This is a genomic window from Acinetobacter sp. neg1 (assembly GCF_000788125.1).
Taxonomy (GTDB): domain Bacteria; phylum Pseudomonadota; class Gammaproteobacteria; order Pseudomonadales; family Moraxellaceae; genus Acinetobacter; species Acinetobacter vivianii.
This window is the reverse complement of the sequence record NZ_JSZD01000027.1, coordinates 1-2,989: the sequence shown is the minus strand read 5'-3', so window position 1 is coordinate 2,989 and position 2,989 is coordinate 1. Positions and strand designations below refer to the sequence as shown.

General features: G+C 41.9%; 1 pseudogene. It reads right to left on the bottom strand.

Annotated elements, in window-relative coordinates:
* Nucleotides 1-2,989: pseudogene (locus PJ15_RS18180) on the bottom strand (adhesin); the annotation flags it as partial.

The following is a 2,989-nucleotide window of genomic DNA, read 5'->3' as shown; positions in this document are numbered from 1 at the left end:
ACCGTCTGGATTAACCGTCGTATTACCACCGATGCTGTTCTTGATGCTGTCAGAGATATTCTTCACCTGACCGCCATTCACTGCATCTTTAGATCCATTGGCAATTGAACCATCAGCAATGTTAGTAATGACTTTATTACCCGCGTTGATGCCATCTTTAGTGATGCTTGGGCCATCTTTGATGGTTAAGCCATTGTTGTTTAATACGCTGTCGCCAGTCGTGATGCTGTCGAACTTCGCATCTTTCAACAATTCAATCTTGATGCCATCTTCTGTGGTACGTGTGATTACGTTCTCACCGCTAGTCTTTTCTTCTGCTGTTGCAGCATCAGCACCACCTACGATGTTTAACTTGTCACCCAACTTACGATGTACGTCTGCACCGGCGTTACCAGCAAAGTTCAAGCCTTTGTTTTCCAACTCTGTCTTGGTGTTGTTGATCGTGTTGTTTAACTCAGTCTTGGTATCAGTAATCTGATTGGTTAACTGATCTTTAGTATTGGTGATCTGGTTACCCAAATCTTTCTTCGCATCGTCTAACTTGTTGTTGGTATCTGTGATCTTGCCGTCTAAACCATCTTTAACATTCGTTAACTGGTCAACATTGACCGCATCTTTACCATTTACGCCATCAGCAACGTTAGTAATTGTTTTATTACCCGCGTTGATGCCATCTTTAGTAATGCTTGGACCATCTTTAATGGTTAAGCCATTGTTGTTTAATACGCTGTCACCAGTCGTAATGCTGTCGAACTTCGCATCTTTCAACAATTCAATCTTGATACCATCTTCAGTCGTACGTGTGATTACATTCTCACCGCTGGTCTTGTCTTCTGCTGTTGCAGCATCAGCTCCACCTACGATGTTTAACTTGTCACCCAACTTACGGTGTACATCTTTACCCGCATTACCAGCAAAGTTGAGACCTTTATTGGTCAGGTCATTCACACCATTAGTCACTTTGTCATCGACTGACTTGATCGCATCATTAATGTTGTTTTTGCCTGTACCACCAATGTTGTTGGTTGTAATGCTACCGTCTGGATTAACCGTCGTATTACCACCGATGCTGTTCTTGATGCTGTCAGAGATATTCTTCACCTGACCGCCATTCACTGCATCTTTAGATCCATTGGCAATTGAACCATCAGCAACGTTAGTAATGACTTTATTACCCGCGTTGATGCCATCTTTAGTAATGCTTGGACCATCTTTAATGGTTAAACCATTGTTGTTTAATACGCTGTCGCCAGTCGTGATGCTGTCGAACTTCGCATCTTTCAACAATTCAATCTTGATACCATCTTCTGTGGTACGTGTGATTACGTTCTCACCGCTGGTCTTGTCTTCTGCAGTTTCTGCATCAGCTCCACCTACGATGTTTAACTTGTCACCTAACTTACGATGAACATCTGCACCTGCATTACCAGCAAAGTTCAAGCCTTTGTTTTCCAACTCGGTCTTGGTGTTCGTGATCGTGTTGTTTAACTCAGTCTTGGTATCTGTGATCTGATTGGTTAACTGATCTTTAGTATTGGTGATCTGGTTACCCAAGTCTTTCTTCGCGTCATCTAACTTGTTGTTGGTATCAGTAATCTGATTACCCAAATCTTTCTTCGCGTCATCTAACTTGTGGTTAGTATCGGTGATCTTGCCATCTAAACCATCTTTAACATTCGTTAACTGGTCAACATTAACTGCATCTTTACCATTTACGCCATCAGCAACATTGGTAATCGTTTTATTACCCGCATTGATGCCATCTTTAGTGATGCTTGGACCATCTTTAATGGTTAAGCCATTGTTGTTTAATACGCTGTCGCCAGTCGTGATGCTGTCGAACTTCGCATCTTTCAACAATTCAATCTTGATACCATCTTCTGTGGTACGTGTGATCACGTTCTCACCGCTGGTCTTGTCTTCTGCTGTTGCAGCATCCGCACCACCGATGATGTTTAACTTGTCACCTAACTTACGATGAACATCTGCACCGGCATTACCAGCAAAGTTCAAGCCTTTGTTTTCCAACTCGGTCTTGGTGTTCGTGATCGTGTTGTTTAACTCAGTCTTGGTATCTGTGATCTGATTGGTTAACTGATCTTTAGTATTGGTGATCTGGTTACCCAAGTCTTTCTTCGCATCATCTAACTTGTTGTTGGTATCGGTGATCTTGCCGTCTAAACCATCTTTAACATTGGTTAACTGGTCAACATTGACTGCATCTTTACCATTTACGCCATCAGCAACGTTGGTAATCGTTTTATTACCCGCATTGATGCCATCTTTAGTAATGCTTGGACCATCTTTAATGGTTAAGCCATTGTTGTTTAATACGCTGTCACCAGTCGTAATGCTGTCGAACTTCGCATCTTTCAACAATTCAATCTTGATACCATCTTCAGTCGTACGTGTGATTACATTCTCACCGCTGGTCTTGTCTTCTGCTGTTGCAGCATCAGCTCCACCTACGATGTTTAACTTGTCACCCAACTTACGATGAACATCTGCACCGGCATTACCAGCAAAGTTCAAGCCTTTGTTTTCTAACTCGGTCTTGGTGTTGTTGATCGTGTTGTTTAACTCAGTCTTGGTATCAGTAATCTGATTGGTTAACTGATCTTTAGTATCATTTAACTTGTTGTTAGTATCCGTGATCTGGTTACCCAAGTCTTTCTTCGCATCATCTAATTTGTTGTTGGTATCTGTGATCTTGCCGTCTAAACCATCTTTAACATTGGTTAACTGGTCAACATTGACTGCATCTTTACCATTTACGCCATCAGCAACATTGGTAATTGTTTTATTACCCGCATTGATGCCATCTTTAGTGATGCTTGGACCATCTTTAATGGTTAAACCATTGTTGTTTAATACGCTGTCGCCAGTCGTGATGCTGTCGAACTTCGCATCTTTCAACAATTCAATCTTGATACCATCTTCTGTGGTACGTGTGATCACGTTCTCACCGCTGGTCTTGTCTTCTGCTGTT